This is a genomic window from Marinobacter pelagius (genome assembly GCF_900114925.1).
GTDB lineage: Bacteria > Pseudomonadota > Gammaproteobacteria > Pseudomonadales > Oleiphilaceae > Marinobacter > Marinobacter pelagius.
The window spans coordinates 142,236-158,882 of record NZ_FOUR01000005.1 but is presented as its reverse complement, the minus strand read 5'-3'; the positions used below and the strand labels follow the sequence as shown (position 1 = coordinate 158,882).

Below are 16,647 nucleotides of genomic sequence, written 5' to 3'. Positions count from 1 at the left end.
CGGCCCGAAGGCCGCCATTTTCACAACACCCGAGGTTACTTCCCGAGGTAACTCCGGTACATCCACACCGTCTTTTCCTGCTGCGAGATATAGTCGCTCATCAGGGCAACGGTACCTTCGTCTTCGGCGTCGCCGGCCAGGTTCAGCAGGTTACGCTGCTTGCCGATGAGTTTGCCGAAGCTCTCCACGATGTTCTCCACCGCTTCGCGACCATCGGAGACGTCCTTGCGCTCGGGAATTTCAGAACGCTCCATGTAGGTGCTGTAGGCGTGAGCAGGACGGTGACCGAGAGTCAGCACCCGCTCGGCGATCTCGTCGATCTTCAGGAGCAGGTCGTCATACAGTTCCTCGAACTTGGCGTGCAGTTCGAAAAAGTTCTCGCCCTTGATGTTCCAGTGATAGCCACGGACGTTCATGTAGAAGATCTGGTAGTTGGACAACAGATCGTTCAGGGCGTCCGTCAGTTCCACGGTTTTTCCGGTATCGAGACCAATGAAGTTCTTGCTCATTACGTACCTCCTTGACGCTGTTTAAAATCTATAGGTCCCACCTTAAGCGGGCCAACAAGATCCGTGAAGTTGTATCAGACAATCTCTTCCATAGCCCAGACTTATATAGCGAACGGCAAAGCTATAGCCCGGCACTATCAATTTTCTTTAAACAATCTATTTAACAATCATTCTCACTTGTTCTTAAATAAGATTTAAAGACATTACACGCGGAGCGGATCATGAGTGCCTTGAAACTGTTCGTACACGACCATGGTTCGAAGGGTGACCAATCCCTGCTGAAGACAATCACCTTCGCCATCACCCACTTTACGGTTGCCTTCACGGTGGCTTATCTGCTCACCGGGGACATCATTGTGGGCAGCCTGATTGCCATGGTCGAGCCGGCTATCAACACCGTGGCCTACTTCTTCCACGAGAAGATATGGGCTCGCCGCCTGCGTAATGCAAGGGGCCCGGACAACACCCTACCCCACAATCAACCCAGCACCTGCTGACTGAGATCAAGGGCTGGTCAAACTCCCGGCCCGCATTCGAGGCACTCGTCGGTAATCTCCGGTCCGATCTGCAGGTTCCGGTTCAGCTGCTTGAGCGCGGTACGCAACCCCTCCTCGATCACCGGATGGTAGTAAGGCATCGCCAGCATCTCGCTGACGGTCATCCGTTTCTGGGCACACCAGGCCAGCAGGTGGGCAATGTGTTCCGCCGCCGGCCCGAACATTTCCGCCCCCATGAACAGGCCGCTGCCATGTTCGCCATACACCCTGAGAATCCCCCGGTTCTTGCCAATGACCCGGCTCCGCCCCTGGTCTGCAAAGGAAACCTCGCCGACCGCGAAGCAGCCATGGCACTGTTTGTCGACCTGATCGATGGTCAGCCCCACGGAGGCAATTTGCGGGTCGGTAAACACCACTCCCAGGGGAACATGGCGCAGACCGGTACGCACATCCGGCCAGGCCGCAGCGTTGTCTCCCGCGATACGTCCTTCATCCGCTGCCTCGTGCAGCAGGGGTCGATCATTGTTGGCGTCCCCGGCAATGAAGATATGACTGTCGCCGCAGCGCAGGGTGTACTCGTCGAACACCGGTGAACCCCGGTCATCCAGTTCGATATCGGCATTCTGGATATCCAGGTTGTCTACGTTTGGTCGACGGCCGGTGGCTGCCAGCAGATAATCGAAGGTCTCGGTAACCGGCTCGCCCGAGCCGTTTTTGAAGGTCACGGCCACCCCTTCATCGGTCCGCTCGACATGGGTGACATCGGCATCCGGATCCAGCGGAAACTCCTGGTTGAAGATCTCCAGGGCACAGGCGCGGATGGCATCGTCCTGGATCGAGCCGATCGCACCGCCCACCCCAAACATCCGAACCCGCACACCGAGACGGCTCAGGGCCTGCCCCAGTTCCAGGCCGATCACACCCGGCCCGAACACTGCCACCGAATCCGGCAGGTCATCCCAGTCGAAAAGGTCATCGTTGACGATGAGGCGATCCTTCGCCTCCTTCAGAAAGCCAGGAATGTTTGCCCGGGACCCGGTGGCGATGATGATGCATTCGGCCTGGACCTCCACGTCATCTCCCACAATCAGTCGATTGGGGCCGGCAAAGCGGGCATGGCCCATTAACCGGTGGGGCTCCGGGAAACCCTGGACGGAATTCACCACCGACGAGACAAAACGATCACGCTCCTGGCGCACCCGCTCCATGACCCGGCGACCGTCTATTGCGACCTCTCCCGGCGAGATACCGAATTCCTCTGCCTCCACCATGGCATGGGCATGTTCTGCAGCTGCAATCAGCAACTTGCTGGGCATACAGCCGACGCGGGCACAGGTGGTGCCGTACTGCTCTCCTTCAATCAGGACGACCTTGTCTGTTGCCTTGCGTACACGCTGGTAGGCCACCATGCCGGCCGTCCCTGCCCCGATGATTGCCACGTCCACTTCGTGCTTTTTCACAACATGCCTCCTCAGCCGGCACAGGTGGGCCGGATCCCATGAATTCGCTGGTGATCTGTTTTCTTCCAGTATAGAAGCAGCCCGGGGGCCAGCGTAAACCAACAGATCAGTCGCGGCGGGACAGCCATGGAAAAATGACCTACCCTTACCGGTTTCTGCCAACAGGTTCGACGGGAGATAGCGAATGGTTCAGTACTGGCCGGAATTCCTGACCATTGCCGTGGCTCATCTGCTGGCCGTGGTCAGCCCGGGGCCGGATTTTGCGGTAATGCTCAGACAGGCCCTGTGCCAGAGCCGGAGGAATGCGTTACTGAGTGCCGCCGGGGTGGGCGCCGGCATTCTGGTTCATGTGACCTATTCCCTGCTGGGCATCGGCTTGCTGATCAAGCAGTCGGTGATGCTGTTCAGCGTGTTGAAAGTGGTCGGGGCTCTGTACCTGGCCTGGATTGCCCTGCAGTGCCTCCGGGCCAGGGCCGGCAGTATTCATGTGGAGACCGGGAACGCTCCGGCACAGTCAGCCTTCGCGGCGTTGCGGCTCGGCTTTCTCACCAATGCCCTCAATCCCAAGGCAACACTGTTCTTCGTGGCCCTGTTTTCAGTGGTGATAAGTCCCGGCACGCCCCTGGCGGTGCAGGCGGGGTACGGCATTTACATGGCGGTGGCCACCGGCGCGTGGTTCGCCCTGGTGGCGGTGTTCTTCACCCTGCCCCGGGTCCGCCAGGCCTTCAATCGCTTTGGCCACTGGCTGGACCGGATCATGGGTGGAGTGTTACTGGTCCTGGCGGCGCAACTGCTGCTGTCTACAGTGAGCGAATCAGAGCCTCTGTCTGCTCCCAGCCCAGGCACGGATCGGTGATCGAGCAGCCGTAGAGCAGTTCGCTACCATCATCCTGACGCCCCGGTTCCAGGAAGCTCTCCAGCATCAGCCCACGGATATGGGTGTTACCGGCCCGCTTCTGGGCCATGACTTCCCGGGCAATATCGATCTGGCGCTCCGCCTGTTTGCATGCGTTGTCGTGGCTGCAGTCCACCATGACGGCAGTGGACAGACCCGCCTGCTCCAGTCCTTCCACGGCAGCGGCAATGCTGTCCGCGTCGTAGTTGGTCACTCCCCGGCCACCGCGAAGCACCAGATGGGTATCCGGGTTACCCCGGGTCGAGATCATCACCGGCGCTCCGGTGGCGGATACGCCCAGGTGATGGTGCGGATGGGCCGCGGATTTCATGGCATTGGTAGCGACCGCGATCCCGCCGTCAGTGCCGTTTTTGAAGCCGACCGGCATGGGCAGACCGCTCACCATTTCCCGGTGGATCTGGGATTCGGTGGTGCGAGCCCCGATAGCGCTCCAGCTGACCAGATCACCGAGATAATCCATGGCGAACGGACTGAGGGCCTCGGTGGCCAGGGGCAACCCGAGCCCGGCCAGATCCAGCAGAAGCCGGCGGGAACGTACCAGCCCCTGTTGCAGATCCCCCTGCCCGTTCCGTTCCGGATCGTACAGCAGACCTTTCCAGCCAACGGTAGTCCGGGGCTTCTCCAGGTATGCCCGCATCACGATCAGGAAACGGTCACTGACAGCCTCCGCCAGCTGCTTGAGACGACGACCGTAATCCAGCGCTGCCTGCTCATCGTGAATCGAACACGGTCCCATCACGATCAGGGTCCGGTCATCCCTGCCCTGCAGGATATTCCGGATTGCCTGTCGATAGCCCTGCACCTGAGCCAACAGATCCGGCCCTGCAGGAAATTCCCGGCGCAGTTGTTCCGGTGATGGCAGGGCGGTTTCCTGTCGGTGGCTGTCTGCTGCTGCAACAGCGTCGTTCAGCGCATCGGCTTTCAGTGGCATGTTCATATCGGTGTTCCCGTTTCCCTTGGTCAGAATCAAAAAAGCCCCGGCTGGGCTACCAGTCGGGGCTTTTTCGAGTCCGGTGGCAGCCTGGGTTACTGCCGGGCTGCCTTCCTCGTAATTCGTCGGATCAAAATCCTATGGGCGGCCCGGGTTCTGGCTAAAATAAAAGCCATAACCAAACCACCAAAAAAACACAGCCGCGACTGAAGCCATCGGTTTTACCCCGAAAGCTTGCAGAACATTCAATTGACAGGTCGCGTTTGTGGTCTTCATGCTTTTCAATATATACCTCCGGTTTCCGCCTTGGCAACCCGGAGGCCGAAGTTTTTCCGTTTATCCTGTCTTTGCGGAGTGCCAATGCCCTCGTTCCACGTCAGCCTGCGCCGTTTACTGGTCCTGTTCGTCATCCTCGTGCCCATCTGGCTCACCTCCGTGTCGGCCCATGCCCAGACCGAGACCCGCAGTTACCAGCTGGATGCCCGCCCCGCTGAAGACGTGGCCGCCCAGATCCGGGACCTGTATGCCGATGCCCCGGTCACAGTGACCGCCCGGGGACAGCAGCTGATGGTGCGGGGCGAGCCCCGTTTGCTGGATGAGATCGGCACTCTGGTGGAGTCACTGGACGTGGCGCCCGCCCAGCTCCGGATTACGGTGAGGACCCGGGAGGAGGTCAGTGGCGAGCGCTCGGGGGCCGGTGTTTCAGCCCGGGACGGGAACGTCGGTGTGACCGTGGAGCGCAAAAGCTCCAGCAGCGGCAGCAACCAGCAGCGAACCCTGATGGTGCAGGATGGCCAGACCGCCCACATCACCTCCGGCCAGGTGCGCACCCTGCCCATCGCCATCCGTGGCGGCCGGAATCCGGCGGCGTTTCTCGAGCAGGTGGAAACCCGGAGCGGTTTTCTGGTCAGCCCCCAGGTCATTTCCGGTCAGGCCGTTGAACTGAATATTGTTTCGTTCGAGGAGGACCCGGCGCAGATCCAGGGCTATGAGACGGAAGCGCTGCTGACTATCCGGCGGGTCGAGCCCGGGCAATGGGTTTCCCTGGGCAGCATAGCCCGGAGCAGCACACGCAGTAACAGTGGCATCGCCTACCAGGTGGAGAGCAACCGCTCCGGCAGCCGCAGCGTGGAGGTTAAAGTGGAGATTGTGCCCTGACTCAGACCCGGGCCTTCTTCAGCAGCACCTGTTTGGCTTCGTTGATTTTGGCGGCGAGGTAGTCGTTGCCGCCCCGGTCCGGGTGCAGCTTCTGGATCAGCCGGCGATGGGCCGCAATGACGTCCTCCTTCGGGCACCCGGGCTGCACTCCGAGTATCTCACAGGCCTCGCGCTCGGACATATCACTGTCCGATGGCGGACTCTGGCCGGCCTGCTGCCGGGAATCAACCCCCGGATCGGGGATCTCCCTGCCCATTATCCGGGCCAGCGCCGGGGCATACTTCAACAGGGCAGGCGCCTTGCGCAGCAGGGGGATCACCGCCGCAATGGCCGCAGTAATGACATGGACCCGTCCGGTCAGCACCATGAACAACAACAGGGCGCCACCGACCACCAGAACGCTCTTCCAGACGGCATCTTTTTTCTTTTCCGGCGTCAATGCGCCCCAGCGTTTCAGAATAACGAAAACGGCCGCGGCCAGCGCCAGGCCGAGAATCCACTGCATGGGCTAATCCCCTTTTGGCATGCGGTCGTAATTGTGTCACCTGCGATATGGAAAATACCAGTGTCCGGCAAACGGGGGTAGCGCATTGCGTCCCCCGGATACTGCTTTTCGCTCTGCTTTCTGAATTTGGTCTTAAAGACTGTCAAAACGGTGACAACCCCTTCCGTTTTTTTATAGGATGCTACGTTTTACGGAAAAAATAACCGCCTCCAATATCACCTGTGTTGATCCGAGGCATCAACACTCAATGGACACAGATTCCAGGGTCTGAACTATGCGCACTGCTTCCCGCTTCATCATTGTCATTATTTTTCTTGGCGTCGTCCTTGGTGGCATCTTTGGCTACAAGTTCTACCAGTTCGGCCAAATGAAGGAGCAAATGTCCCAGCCGCAACCGCCGGCCAAGATTTCCGCGACCGATGCCCGCACCGAACAATGGACCCCCTCCATCAAGGCCGTTGGCAGCATTGAAGCCATCAATGGTATCGAGATTGCCAACGAGGTGCCCGGCGTCATCGAGAGCATCAACTTCGAATCCGGCGATACCGTCCAGCAGGGCGACGTGCTGATCCGCCTGAACGCAGAGATCGACGAGGCAGCGCTGCGCACCCGCCGGGCCGAAGCCCAGCTGGCGCAACAGGAATTCAAGCGGGTATCCGACCTGCTGCCCAAGCGCGCCGTGTCCCAGTCCCAGTACGACCAGGCCAAGGCCAACTACGACGCGGCCCGGGCACGGGTGAACGAGGCGGAAGCCCAGCTCAACAAGAAAATCATCCGGGCGCCGTTTGACGGCACGGTGGGCATCCGGATGGTGGACCAGGGTGAGTACATTGCCACCGGCACACCGATTGTCGAGATCAACATGCTCAACCCGATTTACGTTGACTACACCCTGTCTGAAAAGAACCTGGCCGATATCGCAACGGGCTTCCCGGTGAAAGCCACCGTTGCGGCGGTCCCGGACGCCGAGTTCGAGGGTGAGATCAGTGCCATCAACACCTCGGTTAACCCGGAAACCCGTACCGTGCGCGTTCGCGGCACCCTGAAGAATGACGAACAGCTGCTGCGCCCGGGCATGTTTGCCACGATCATGACCCTTCAGCCCGAGGACAACGAGGTGGTGACCGTGCCCCGGACGGCCATTTCCTACAACACCTACGGCGACTTCGTGTTCGTGGTCGAGGAAAACGACAACGGCGAACTGGTCGTCAACCGCCGGACCGTTACAACGGGTCAGACTCGGGAAGGCCGGGTAGCCATCCTGTCCGGCCTGGAAGCCGGAGAGACCGTGGTATCCAAGGCCCTGTTGCGGCTGCGGGCGGGCCAGAAAGTAGAGATCCAGGAAGACTCCGCGCAAACGCAGGAGGCGTCTGAATAATGCGATTTACCGACATATTCATCCACCGTCCGGTACTCGCGACGGTGGTCAGCCTGCTGATCCTGCTGCTCGGTGCCCGGGCCGCCATGGAGATGGAGATCCGGCAGTATCCGGAACTCGAGAGCACGACAGTAACCGTAACCACGGCCTACCCCGGTGCCAGCTCCGACCTGATCAAGGGCTTCATCACCACGCCCCTGCAACAGGCCATTGCTGAAGCCAGTGGTATCGATTACCTGACCTCCACCAGCTCCCAGGGCGTCTCCACCATCGAGGCGAAGATGGAGCTGAACTATGATGCCAATGCCGCCCTGGCCGAGATCCAGGCCAAGGTAGCCAGTCAGCGCAACGTGCTGCCCGCAGAGGCGCAGGACCCGGTGATCACGTCCACCACCGGCGATTCCACCGCGCTGATGTATATCGCTTTCTACAGCACCGAGCTGGCCGTACCGCAGATAACCGACTACCTGACCCGGGTGGTTCAGCCCAAGCTGCAGGCGCTCCCGGGCGTCGGCAAGGCCCGCCTGTTCGGCCGCAAGTTCGCCCTGCGGGTATGGCTGGATCCCGAGCGACTGGCCGCCGTCGACATGACCCCGCCGGAAGTGGTCGCCAAACTCCGGGCCAACAACTACCAGGCCGCGGTGGGCAACACCAAGGGCCAGTATGTTGAAATAGCCATGACCAGCGATACCGATGTGGCCGACCCGGACCAGTTCCGCAACCTTGTGGTGAAAACCCGGGACGGCACCCAGATCCGGCTCCAGGACATTGCCCGCGTGGAGCTGGGCTCGGAAACCTACGACGAGCTGGCGCTGTACAAGGGTCAGCCGGCCACCTACGTTGCCATCGAGCTGGCCCCCGGTGCCAACCCGTTGACGGTGGCAGGGCTGGTCAAGGACGCACTGCCGGATATCGAGAGCCAGCTGCCCGCGGGCCTGGATGTCCGGCTCGCCTATGACGCCTCCGACTTCATCGAAGACTCCATCAACGAGGTAATCAAGACCCTGCTCGAAGCACTGGTCATCGTTCTGGTGGTGGTCTTCCTGTGCCTTGGCTCCATCCGTGCCTCGGTAGTGCCTTCGGTGGCGGTGCCGCTGTCCCTGATCGGCGGTGCCTTCGTCATGCTGATGTTCGGGTTCTCCCTGAACCTGCTGACGTTGCTGTCCATGGTGCTGGCCATCGGTCTCGTGGTGGATGACGCCATCATCATGGTGGAGAACGTGCACCGGCACATCGAACAGGGCGAGTCCCGGTTCGAAGCCGCCATCAACGGGGCCCGGGAAATGGCCGTGCCGATCATCGCCATGACCACCACCCTGGTGGCGGTTTACGCGCCTATCGGTTTCATGGGAGGTCTGGTGGGCTCGCTGTTCACCGAATTCGCCTTCACCCTCGCCGGCACCGTGGTGATCTCCGGCATCGTGGCGCTGACACTCTCCCCCATGCTGTCCGGCAAGGTACTCAAACCCCACGGCAATCCGGGGCGCTTCGAGGTACTGGTGGAGAAAACCTTCAACGGTCTCTCGAATGCCTACAAGTCGGCCCTGGCGTCACTGATGCAGACCAAATCCGTGGTGGTGTTCTTTGCCGTGGTGGTGCTGGGTTCCATCTACTTCATGGTGATGATGAGCCAGAACGAACTGGCGCCCACCGAGGACCAGGGCATTCTGTTCTACCAGGGCCTCGGACCCCAGACCGCCACCCTCGACTACCTGCGCGAGCACGGCAACGAGGTTCAGGAGCGCATGGCCACCGTGCCCGGTTACAACGAGGACTTCATGATTCTCGGCATCACCGGCCCCAACGCGGTGTTCGGCGGTTTCAAGATGAAGCCCTGGAGCGAGCGGGAGGTGAGCCAGTTTGAAGTGCAACCGATGCTCGATGCCGAGCTTAAGAACGTCACCGGGCTGCAAACCGCGGTCTTCCCGCGGCCGTCCCTGCCGGGCTCCGGCGGCGGCCTGCCGTTCCAGTTTGTCATCACCACTGGCAGCAGCTACGAGCAACTGGATCAGGTGGCGGACGAGCTGCAGGGCAAGGCCATGGCCAGCGGCAACTTCATGTTCCTGCAGAAATCCATCAACTTCGACCGGCCGATCACCCGCATCAACGTGGATCGGGACCGGGTCGCGGACCTGGGCCTGTCCATGCAGGACATCGGCCAGGCCCTGTCCAGCATGCTCGGCGGCGGCTATATCAACCGGTTCAGCATGGAGGGCCGCTCCTACCAGGTGATTCCCCAGGTCGACCAGAAATTCCGACTGGATGAACAGGCTCTCAACGATTACTACATCCGTACGGACGTTGGCGGCCTGGTGCCCCTGGGCAGTGTTGTGAGCTTCAGTCACGATGTCGAGCCGTCCAACCGGACCCAGTTCAACCAGCTGAACTCACTCACCCTGCAAGGGGTAGTGATGCCGGGCGTAGCCCTTGGTGATGCCATGGACTTCATGGAGCAGACCGCCGACGAGGTCTTCCCCCAGGGCTTCAGCTCGGATTATACCGGGCAGACCCGCCAGCTGGCGACCCAGGGCAGTGCCCTGGTGGTGACCTTCTTCCTGTCGCTGCTGGTGATCTACCTGGTGCTGGCCGCCCAGTTCGAAAGCTGGCGTGATCCGTTCATCATTCTGGTGTCGGTGCCCATGTCCGTGGCCGGTGCCATGGCGTTCATCGTGCTGGGCTTCGCCTCCATGAACATCTATACCCAGGTGGGGCTGATCACCCTGATCGGGGTGGTGTCGAAAAACGGTATCCTGATCGTGGAGTTCGCCAACCTGTTGCAGAAAGAACGTGGCCTGGACAAGGTGCAGGCAGTGATCGAAGCGGCGGCTATCCGCCTGCGCCCGATCATCATGACCTCCCTGGCCCTGATCTTCGCCATGGTACCGCTGCTGATCGCCGTCGGCCCCGGTGCGGAGAGCCGTTTTGCCATCGGCCTGACCATCAGTGCCGGCCTGGGCATTGGCACCCTGTTCACCATCTTCGTGCTGCCGGCCTTCTACATCCTGCTGGCGCGGGATCATCACGGTTCGGCCGCCGATGAGTATGGTGACGAGGCCGAAGCCGGAAAACCGGCCACAGGTCACTGACCTCCGCAACTGAAAAAGCCCGCTTACCTTCCGGTAACCGGGCTTTTTCTTTGGGGATCAGGGAATGACTCAGCTGGCCTGCTTGCCGGCTGGCCGGTCCAGGAGCGCCCGGCGCCACTGAATGGTCTCGCTCGGCAGTTCGCCGAAATGCTCCCGATACAGCGCGGCAAAGCGCCCCAGATGGCTGAAGCCTTCGTCAGCGGCATAGCGTGAGATGTGTGGCACCTCGCACTGACAATCCACCAGCCGGCGCCGAACACGGACCAGCCGGCAACGCTGGTAGAAACGGTAGGGCGTCATCCCGGTTTCCCGTTTCATCAGGTAATAGAGGTTTCGTTCGCTGGCCCCGGCATGACTGGCCAGCTCCGGCAGGTCGAACTGCCAGTCCGGTTCACTTCGGATCCGGTCGATGGCTCGCTTTATTCGGCGATCCAGCACCGGCAACACCAGATCGGCGAGAACCTGACCTGTTGTCTCCAGTTCATCCAGGCGCGAAATCAGCTGCCGGGTGCCCGCTTCTGTCTGCTCACTGTCCAGGAAAAACCTTGCCTGCAAAATGAACCGGTCAATCAGGCAACAGATCGTGCTGCCGGAGACGGATCGGGGGACTTGTCCGAGGGCTGTCAGTGCAGCTTCTGAGGGGATGACCATCACCAACCGGGTGCCTGCGGCCAGGTGCAACGTCAAAGACCCGGGGGCGGTACGGCAGGCCCCGCTTTGCATGTCTCGCTCCGCGGAACTCTCACCGATATGCACCTGGCCTGCCAGGACACGCAACCACAAGGGCACGGGGGAATCCCAGCCGGCGATCTTCAATGCCTGCTCCACCGCCAGGCAAATGACCGTGCCACGGTCAGACGGCACGACATAGAGGGCGCCAACAGCGGAATCACTGTTGTCTGTTGATCTGCACTGGATCGACGGCAAGGCCGTCAACAGCCGCAGCGCGGCCTGGAATTCTGACAGCGAAGTGCGATTCAGGCGGAGGAAGCTGTCCAGTGCAACGGTTGCCAAGGGTTCCCGGGACATAAAACCACACGATCTTGAGGGACTTTGCTCTTTTTATTGGAAAACGCCCCGAAACCCTAGCCATATTTTGCAATCACCGGGTCAGGAAGCCATATAATCATACCGGAATTGATGTCCATCAATCAGAACATCAACAACCTGCCCCCATCCCAGGGGCTTGCCGAGCAGATAGCCCTGGCCCCGGTGACACCGAAGCTGGCGCAGTTTTTCCAGCTGTTCCTCACTCTCGATTCCTTCAGCCACCACTTCCAGCCCAAGGGCCTCGGCAATGCCGAGAATGGCGGAGACAATGCGTGCGTCCCGGGCATCAGTTCCCAGTTGCCGGGTAAACTGGCGATCAATCTTCAGGACCTGCACCGGCAGGGTATGCAGGTACGCGAGGGAGGAATAGCCGGTTCCGAAATCATCGATGGCCACGCCAACACCCTGCTCTCCGAACCTCCGCAGCCGCTGCAGACAACGGCTGGAAAGACTCATCAGGTGGGTCTCCGTGATTTCCAGCTCCGGCCGCCAGCCCAGGGCCGCCAGGCGATCAAAAAAGGGTCCGAGCACCTGGTCCAGGCGGGTATCGGTAATCTGCCGGGCGGAAATATTGATGGCCAGGCGCAGTCCCTGGGGCAGCTGTTCCCCGGAGACACTGTCGAGATCTGACTGGACGCATCGCAAAAGGTGCTCAGTCAAATCATGGATGTGACCCCGGTGTTCGGCGATAGGGACAAAATCCGCCGGCGAAATCTCGCCAAACTCCGGATGCAACCACCGGAAAAGCGCCTCCAAACCGACAATGCACCCCGTGGCAAGATCAAACTGGGGCTGGTAGACCACCCGGAACTGCTCTGGCGCGGTCTTTAGAGCGGCGATCAGTGCCTCGGACAAGCGCTGTTCCCGTCGTCCCTGCTCGCTCTCCACGGCGCTGTAGAGGCGGAAACAGGCACGGCCGGCCACCTTGGCGGTATACATGGCCCGGTCCGCGTTCTGCAGCAGGTCGGCACTGGTTCGCCCGTGATCCGGAAACATCGCCCCGCCCACGGACGCCGACAGGAAATACTCACGGCCATCCACCCGGACCGGATCCTGGAACGCCCGGTTCAGTCGTTCACCGATGTTCTCCAGTTCCAGATCGTTCTCGACCTCGACGATGGCGGCAAACTCATCTCCGGACAGGCGGGCCAGAACGTCGTTACGCCGCAGGGCACTCCGGATACAGCGAGACGCTGCCCTGAGTACCTGGTCGCCGCAGTCATGCCCGTGGAGATCGTTGATCGACTTGAAGAAATCAAGATCAATAAACAGTACCCCGAAGCAGCCAACAGTGCCCTGGCGGCGGTCCACCCGGGCTCTCAGGAATTCCTGGAACAAGGACCGGTTGGGCAGCTCGGTCAACGGATCGTAATAGGCCAGGGAGGCCAGGCGCTCGTCCCCGGCCGCCGGATCGCCCACATCCATGAACACGCCGGCGTAGAACTTCCGTGAGCCCTGGATCACTGGGTAGATAGACAGCCATTGCGGGTAGGTTTCGCCGTTCTTGCGACGGTTCCAGATCAGCCCTTCCCAGCGCCCGTTGGTGTGGATGCTCTCCCACATGCCCCGGTAGAAGTCCTGGGAATGCAATCCGGAACTCAGCACCGAAGGTGGCTCTCCGAGGACCTCTTCCTGGCAGTAACCCGTGACCGCCTGGAAGCTGCGATTGACGTAGGCGATGCGCGGCTCGGTGGTAGACAACATGATCGCGCGGGGGTGATGCTCCACCAGCGCCCTGAAGTCCTGCTGTTGTACTGCTTGCATGGCGGACTCTCTTTTTTGTTATATCCGTGGCTGAGGCCAATCGGTTGGGACGACAAGCATATCGCCCACCTGTCGCCTGCCAAGCCATATTTTGCAGAACAAACGGTATTTACGACCAAAGCCTAACAGGGGCCGACAATTTCCAGCCGGTACGCAATCATGTACCCTGAAGCCCCTTCCGACCTGCTTTCTGGGAATACAATTGGCTGTGACTCTGGGAAACCTGTTCTGGCTCTTTCTGGCCGGCTTTGCCGCCTGGTACTGGTGGCGCGCCAAGGCCATCAAGGATTTTGTGCTGCAGGCGGCGCGCCGTTACTGCAAAACCATGGACGTTGAACTGCTGGACGATGCGGTATACCTGCGCGGCCTGTGGTTCAAGCGGGACGACCAGGGCAGGCTGAGAGTCTGGCGGCGCTTCCTGTTTGACTTCACCTCCACCGGGGAAGAACGGTACACCGGGCGGGTGATCATGCTGGGTTCGAAGATACTCAATATGGAGCTCGAACCCCACCGTTTTTGACCGTTTCCCCCTTCGGCAACAAACAGTTACAGCACTGAAACCTGGTTGTCATATTTCTGTCGCATTCTTCCTGCCGACCTCGAGTATTAACCTCCACAAGGCACAATCAGAATGCGAAGACTGCTCTCCCCCAAGGCCCTGGCAACCCTGGCCGTCGTGACCCTGGCCCTCCATGGCGTAACTGCTCACGCGAACGAGATGGAGATTCACGGTTCCAACACCGTCGGCGCCACCCTGGCCCCGATGCTCGTCAGCGGATACCTGAAACAATATACCGGCGAAGCGGTCCGGACCGAAGCCACAGGGCGAGAGAACGAGCAGCGCATTCTGGCCCGGGGCAACGGCAAGGCCCTTGAGGTTCTGGTGGCCGCCCACGGCTCGAGCACCGGTTACAAGGCATTGGCCGCCGGGCAGGCCGATGTCTGGGCGTCCTCACGACCGGTGAAGACCCGGGAGGCCGAGGAATTTCGCAATCGGGCGGACCTGACATCGCTGGAAAGCGAACACGTCATCGCCATTGATGGCCTGGCCATTCTCGTGCACCCGTCCAACCCGGTGAATCAGCTCAGCATCGACACCCTGGGCCGGATCTATGCCGGTGACATCCGCAACTGGTCCGAGGTCGGCGGCCCGGACCGGCCAATCAAGCTGTATGCCCGGGACGACCGTTCCGGCACCTGGGACACGTTCAAGTCCCTGGTGCTGGGCAAGAAATACGCCCTGGCCCCCTCGGCCGTTCGCTATGAATCCAACGACCAGCTGTCCGATGACGTCAGCCGGGATCCATCGGGTATCGGCTTTGCCGGCCTGGCATCGGTCCGGAACAGCAAGGTGCTGGCCATCTCCGAGGGGGATGCCCCGGCCCTCAAGCCCAACCAGCTGACGGTGGCCAGCGAGGACTACCCCCTGGCCCGCCGCCTGTTCATGTATACCCCGGGCAGTGCCGACAACGAACTGGTCTCCGGACTGATCGACTTCGCCCTGGCCGGCCCGGGGCAGGAACTGGTGGCAAAGTCCGGCTTCATTTCCCAGAATCCGATCGCGGTCCGGCCCGAGTTTGACGATTCCGTTCCCGATTCCTTCCGTCGACTGACCGAGCGGTACGACCGGTTGACCGTCAACTTCCGCTTCGCCGAGGGCCGCACCAAACTCGACAACAAGGCAGTGCGGGACTTGCGCCGGGTCAGCGATTTCCTGGCACAGGCCGGCAAGAGCGCAGATGACCTGATGCTGATCGGTTTTGCCGACCAGCAGAGCAACGAACTGCGGGCCCAGATGATTTCCGAGTTACGCGCACTGTCGGTGCGCAAGGCACTGGCGGCCGAGGAAATCCCGGATGTAGCCTACACCGGCTATGGTCACTACATGCCGGTCGGCGGTCGCGGCAGTCAGCGTAATGGCCGGGTTGAGGTCTGGGTTCGAGCCCGCTGAGCGGAGCCGGGTCCGACCAAAGTAGGCCCCGGATTTTCGGCAATCACCTATCCGCGTAGGCGTCACAGATATGTTTGGGTTTCCTATACTGTGCGGGTCATTTCCAACCAACAGACCGGAACAATGGACATCAAGAACGACCACCGATACGCGATCAACCTGAACGTCCGGGGCATCCAGCCCTCTGCCACCCTCCGCATCAACGAGCTGAGCAATCAGCTGCGTTCCGAAGGAAAAGACATCATCAAGCTCGGCCTGGGGCAGTCCCCGTTCCCGGTACCCGATCGCGTGGTGGACGCCCTCAAGGAACACGCCCATGAGAAAGACTACCTGCCGGTAAAAGGCCTCAAGGGCCTGCGTGAAGCCATCGCCGGTTACATCAACCGCAACGAGCGCATGCGCTGCACCTGGGAAGACGTGCTGATCGGCCCGGGCTCCAAGGAGCTGTTGTTCATGCTCCAGCTGGCCTACTACGGTGACCTGCTGATCCCGCGTCCGAGCTGGGTTTCCTACGCGCCCCAAGCCCGGATAATTGGCCGTTCGGTACACTGGCTGCCGACCCACGCCGAGAACAACTGGCAGCTGACCGCCGAGGAACTGGACATCATCTGCCGGGACGACCCATCACGCCCGCGCATTCTGATCCTCAACTACCCGTCCAACCCGACCGGTTGCACCTACACCGACGACCAGCTGCTGGCGATCGCCAACGTCGCCCGCAAGTACAAGCTGATCCTGCTCTCGGACGAGATCTACGGGGAAGTGCACTTCGAAGGCAAGCACAAGTCCATTGCCCGCTACTATCCGGAAGGCACCATCATCAGCACCGGCCTGTCCAAGTGGGCCGGCGCCGGCGGCTGGCGCCTGGGCACCTTTATCTTCCCGCCCGAGCTGCGCCCGCTGCAGGATGCCATGGCGATCATCGCCAGCGAGACTTACACCGCCACCAGCGCGCCGATCCAGCACGCGGCCATTGCGGCGTTCCAGGGTGGTGACGACATCGAGGAATACCTGAAGCAGTCCCGCCGGGTGCTAAAGGTGGTGGGTGAATACATGCACCGCCGCCTGAGCGAGATGGGTGCCGTGGTGCAGAAGCCGGAGGGCGCGTTCTACCTGTTCCCGGACTTCTCCAACTTCCGCGAGCAGCTGGCCCGCAAGGACATCAAGACCTCCCAGGCCTTCTGCACCGCCCTGCTGGAGAACACCGGCGTGGCCATCCTGCCGTCCAGCGACTTCGGCTTCGTGCCGGACCACCTGGGCGCGCGCCTGGCCTTCGTCGACTTCGATGGACGTGAAGCCCTGAAGCTCGCCGGCGATGATTACGCCGAACTGGAGCTGGACGACGAGTTCGTCAAACAGGCCTGCCCGCGTCTGGTCCTGGCCATGGACAAGATGGAGCGCTGGCTGCAGAGCCTGTAACACCATCGTGTTAGACTGGCGCC

The 16,647-nt window shown here is 60.9% G+C and carries 14 protein-coding genes; 8 read left to right on the top strand and 6 right to left on the bottom strand.

Features of this window, described 5'->3' with window-relative positions; all coding sequences use genetic code 11:
• Positions 1-35: 35 nt before the first annotated feature.
• A complete protein-coding gene (locus BM254_RS11665; RefSeq protein WP_092003554.1) occupies positions 36-509 on the bottom strand; it encodes a Dps family protein in 474 nt (157 codons plus the stop codon).
• Positions 510-730: 221 nt separating this feature from the next.
• Here BM254_RS11665 and BM254_RS11660 point away from each other — a divergent pair, with 221 nt between their 5' ends.
• Entirely contained in the window at positions 731-1,006 is a 276-nt protein-coding gene (locus BM254_RS11660; protein ID WP_092003551.1) for a DUF2061 domain-containing protein, read from the top strand.
• Positions 1,007-1,023: 17 nt separating this feature from the next.
• Here BM254_RS11660 and BM254_RS11655 read toward each other — a convergent pair whose 3' ends face one another.
• The gene (locus BM254_RS11655; RefSeq protein ID WP_092003548.1) at positions 1,024-2,466 is read right to left on the bottom strand and encodes a dihydrolipoyl dehydrogenase; all 1,443 of its coding nucleotides are present in this window, start codon (positions 2,464-2,466) and stop codon (positions 1,024-1,026) included.
• 184 nt (positions 2,467-2,650) lie between these two features.
• On the opposite strand from BM254_RS11655, the gene BM254_RS11650 reads away from it, so the two are divergent.
• Entirely contained in the window at positions 2,651-3,322 is a 672-nt protein-coding gene (locus BM254_RS11650; RefSeq protein ID WP_092003545.1) for a LysE family transporter, read from the top strand.
• Here the strand turns inward: BM254_RS11650 and BM254_RS11645 are convergent.
• Positions 3,267-4,319, bottom strand: coding sequence for a 3-deoxy-7-phosphoheptulonate synthase (locus tag BM254_RS11645; protein ID WP_092003951.1), 1,053 nt, complete (start codon positions 4,317-4,319; stop codon positions 3,267-3,269). The genes BM254_RS11650 and BM254_RS11645 overlap by 56 nt on opposite strands.
• 354 nt (positions 4,320-4,673) lie before the next feature.
• Between BM254_RS11645 and BM254_RS11640 the strand changes: the two genes are divergently transcribed.
• Positions 4,674-5,471 (top strand): secretin N-terminal domain-containing protein, encoded by a 798-nt coding sequence (locus BM254_RS11640; RefSeq protein ID WP_092003543.1) that lies wholly within the window; start codon positions 4,674-4,676, stop codon positions 5,469-5,471.
• A 1-nt stretch (position 5,472) separates the two neighbouring features.
• Here BM254_RS11640 and BM254_RS11635 read toward each other — a convergent pair whose 3' ends face one another.
• Positions 5,473-5,976: a DnaJ domain-containing protein gene (locus BM254_RS11635; protein ID WP_092003540.1), complete on the bottom strand. Its 504-nt coding sequence runs from the start codon at positions 5,974-5,976 to the stop codon at positions 5,473-5,475.
• Between the two features lie 274 nt (positions 5,977-6,250).
• Between BM254_RS11635 and BM254_RS11630 the strand changes: the two genes are divergently transcribed.
• Together BM254_RS11630 and BM254_RS11625 are read left to right on the top strand one after the other, a co-directional pair.
• The gene (locus BM254_RS11630; RefSeq protein WP_092003537.1) at positions 6,251-7,354 is read left to right on the top strand and encodes an efflux RND transporter periplasmic adaptor subunit; all 1,104 of its coding nucleotides are present in this window, start codon (positions 6,251-6,253) and stop codon (positions 7,352-7,354) included.
• The gene (locus tag BM254_RS11625; protein WP_092003535.1) at positions 7,354-10,440 is read left to right on the top strand and encodes an efflux RND transporter permease subunit; all 3,087 of its coding nucleotides are present in this window, start codon (positions 7,354-7,356) and stop codon (positions 10,438-10,440) included. The genes BM254_RS11630 and BM254_RS11625 overlap by 1 nt, the downstream gene beginning before the upstream one ends.
• Before the next feature lie 69 nt (positions 10,441-10,509).
• Here BM254_RS11625 and BM254_RS11620 read toward each other — a convergent pair whose 3' ends face one another.
• Positions 10,510-11,469 (bottom strand): AraC family transcriptional regulator, encoded by a 960-nt coding sequence (locus tag BM254_RS11620; RefSeq protein ID WP_092003532.1) that lies wholly within the window; start codon positions 11,467-11,469, stop codon positions 10,510-10,512.
• A gap of 81 nt (positions 11,470-11,550) precedes the next feature.
• Positions 11,551-13,254 (bottom strand): putative bifunctional diguanylate cyclase/phosphodiesterase, encoded by a 1,704-nt coding sequence (locus BM254_RS11615; protein WP_092003529.1) that lies wholly within the window; start codon positions 13,252-13,254, stop codon positions 11,551-11,553.
• A gap of 208 nt (positions 13,255-13,462) precedes the next feature.
• Here BM254_RS11615 and BM254_RS11610 point away from each other — a divergent pair, with 208 nt between their 5' ends.
• From BM254_RS11610 to BM254_RS11600, 3 genes are all read left to right on the top strand, one after another.
• Positions 13,463-13,774 (top strand): DUF3301 domain-containing protein, encoded by a 312-nt coding sequence (locus tag BM254_RS11610; RefSeq protein ID WP_092003948.1) that lies wholly within the window; start codon positions 13,463-13,465, stop codon positions 13,772-13,774.
• Positions 13,775-13,885: 111 nt separating this feature from the next.
• Positions 13,886-15,205: a substrate-binding domain-containing protein gene (locus BM254_RS11605; RefSeq protein WP_092003526.1), complete on the top strand. Its 1,320-nt coding sequence runs from the start codon at positions 13,886-13,888 to the stop codon at positions 15,203-15,205.
• 123 nt (positions 15,206-15,328) lie between these two features.
• A complete protein-coding gene (locus tag BM254_RS11600) occupies positions 15,329-16,624 on the top strand; it encodes a pyridoxal phosphate-dependent aminotransferase (protein WP_092003524.1) in 1,296 nt (431 codons plus the stop codon).
• Positions 16,625-16,647 lie beyond the last annotated feature (23 nt).

Bases quoted from the DNA above. Each gene is read 5' to 3' on its own strand.
- BM254_RS11605 (WP_092003526.1), top strand. From the start codon at position 13,886: ATGCGAAGACTGCTCTCCCCCAAGGCCCTGGCAACCCTGGCCGTCGTG.
- BM254_RS11650 (WP_092003545.1), top strand. From the start codon at position 2,651: ATGGTTCAGTACTGGCCGGAATTCCTGACCATTGCCGTGGCTCATCTG.
- BM254_RS11660 (WP_092003551.1), top strand. From the start codon at position 731: ATGAGTGCCTTGAAACTGTTCGTACACGACCATGGTTCGAAGGGTGAC.
- BM254_RS11640 (WP_092003543.1), top strand. From the start codon at position 4,674: ATGCCCTCGTTCCACGTCAGCCTGCGCCGTTTACTGGTCCTGTTCGTC.
- BM254_RS11615 (WP_092003529.1), bottom strand. From the start codon at position 13,254: ATGCAAGCAGTACAACAGCAGGACTTCAGGGCGCTGGTGGAGCATCAC.
- BM254_RS11600 (WP_092003524.1), top strand. From the start codon at position 15,329: ATGGACATCAAGAACGACCACCGATACGCGATCAACCTGAACGTCCGG.
- BM254_RS11620 (WP_092003532.1), bottom strand. From the start codon at position 11,469: ATGTCCCGGGAACCCTTGGCAACCGTTGCACTGGACAGCTTCCTCCGC.
- BM254_RS11630 (WP_092003537.1), top strand. From the start codon at position 6,251: ATGCGCACTGCTTCCCGCTTCATCATTGTCATTATTTTTCTTGGCGTC.
- BM254_RS11645 (WP_092003951.1), bottom strand. From the start codon at position 4,319: ATGAACATGCCACTGAAAGCCGATGCGCTGAACGACGCTGTTGCAGCA.
- BM254_RS11635 (WP_092003540.1), bottom strand. From the start codon at position 5,976: ATGCAGTGGATTCTCGGCCTGGCGCTGGCCGCGGCCGTTTTCGTTATT.
- BM254_RS11625 (WP_092003535.1), top strand. From the start codon at position 7,354: ATGCGATTTACCGACATATTCATCCACCGTCCGGTACTCGCGACGGTG.
- BM254_RS11665 (WP_092003554.1), bottom strand. From the start codon at position 509: ATGAGCAAGAACTTCATTGGTCTCGATACCGGAAAAACCGTGGAACTG.